Origin of the sequence: Promicromonospora kroppenstedtii DSM 19349 (assembly GCF_000515355.1) — a bacterium.
In the GTDB taxonomy this organism is placed as follows: Bacteria; Actinomycetota; Actinomycetes; order Actinomycetales; family Cellulomonadaceae; genus Promicromonospora; species Promicromonospora kroppenstedtii.
On sequence record NZ_KI911711.1, the window covers coordinates 1 to 1469 of the forward strand.

The window sequence follows — 1469 nt, forward strand, 5'->3', positions numbered from 1 at the left end:
CCGCCCCTCCGGCCGCCGCACCCGCCGCGGCGGCCCCGCTCGCCAGCCCCGACTCCGCCGTCACGGTCCCGAGCAACAGCACTGGCGCACCGGCGCGCAGCATCCAGTAGGACTCGCGGACGTCGACGAACGCCCGGGTGCAGCCCGAGCACCCCACCATGTGGTCCTCGACCTGCTGGCGTCGGCGCGGCAGCAGGCGGTTCCGTACGAAGTCGTGGAGGGCGGCCCGGGTGGACCGGCACTCCAGGTCAGCGGTGGTTCCGGCGTGGGCCGTGGCGAACGTGCTCGCGAGCCGGTTCTCCGCCCGGCGCAGCCGGCGCTTGGCGGCGTAGGGCAGCACGCCGATCTCGTCGGCGATCGCCGACACGGGCCGGGACACCACGTGGTGGTCCCAGAGGAGCTGCTGCTCACCGGCGGGGAGCCGCTCCATGGCCAGGTTGAGCACCTCGAAGTCGAGCGCGTGCCGCACCGGCGCCAGGGCGGCGGGCTCGCCCGCGGGACCGCCGCCCGGCTCCCCCTCCTGGGTCATCCGCATCGCCACCTCGACGGCCGCGGTGCTCCAGAACGCGAGCGGGTCGGCGAGGTCGCCCTGCTTGAGGAGCTCCACGCACAGCAGCTCGAGGCCGCAGCTCGCGGCCAGCTCCGGGTCGACGCCCGGAACCCGCCGGGACACCGTGAAGACCACGGCGCGGCGGTGAGCCGCCCACAGGCTGAGGTCGGCACTCGTGACGGTCACGCTGCCCCCCTCCCGCACGCGACGTGACACCCCGTGACACCACGTCGCGCGTGCCCCCGGGCGTGCATGTTCGCAAAGAATGCATGCGCATGGAAGGCGCCCCTGTGATCACGGGACGATCTTGGGCTCGCGCCCAGAAGGCCTGTGCGTCCGCACAGCATCGAGGAGATGCGGGCCTGGTAGGAGGCCCGCACACCCATCAGTCCCCGGCCGCAGACTCTGCGTCGTCGGCGGCGTCCGAGAACGTGCCGAAGAGCAGGTTCCAGATCTCGTCCAGCGTGGCGGTCGCGAGATCGATGCCCGGGAGGTCCGAGAGGCCGAGGCTGGCGAGCAGCTCGTCCAGCGCGCTGCCGAGGCCCGGCGTCTCGGGAGTCTCGGGCTCCTCCGGTACCTCCGGCGGTTCCGCAGGGTTCTCCGGCTCGGCTGGTTCCTCGGGCTCCTTGGGCGGGTCGGGCTCGTCCGTGCCGCCACCCGGCTCGGACCCGGAGTCGGAGCCGGAGGACGGTGGCTTCGTGGTGTCGTCCGGCGCGTCGTCGGACTCCGGCGCCGGAGCCGGCTCGGCCACCACAGGGGGCGTGTCGACCGGCGCGGCCGCCGCGTCCTCCTTCGGGGTGGTCGCGGGGCGCGGCTGTGGGTCCTCGGGCGGGATGGACGGGGGCTTCTCGTCCGTGGACGGTTTGTCCGAGGTGGACGACGAGTCGTCTCCGCCGCCGCCACCGCCACCCGAGCCGCC

Annotated in this window: 1 protein-coding gene and 1 pseudogene; both read right to left on the bottom strand. The window is 74.3% G+C overall.

The window, feature by feature from the left end:
* On the bottom strand, window positions 1–736 hold a 736-nt coding region (locus PROKR_RS20100), incomplete at its 3' end, for a zf-HC2 domain-containing protein (RefSeq protein ID WP_157602316.1).
* 199 nt (window positions 737–935) lie between these two features.
* Window positions 936–1469 (bottom strand): annotated as a pseudogene (locus PROKR_RS30860) (hypothetical protein); the annotation flags it as partial.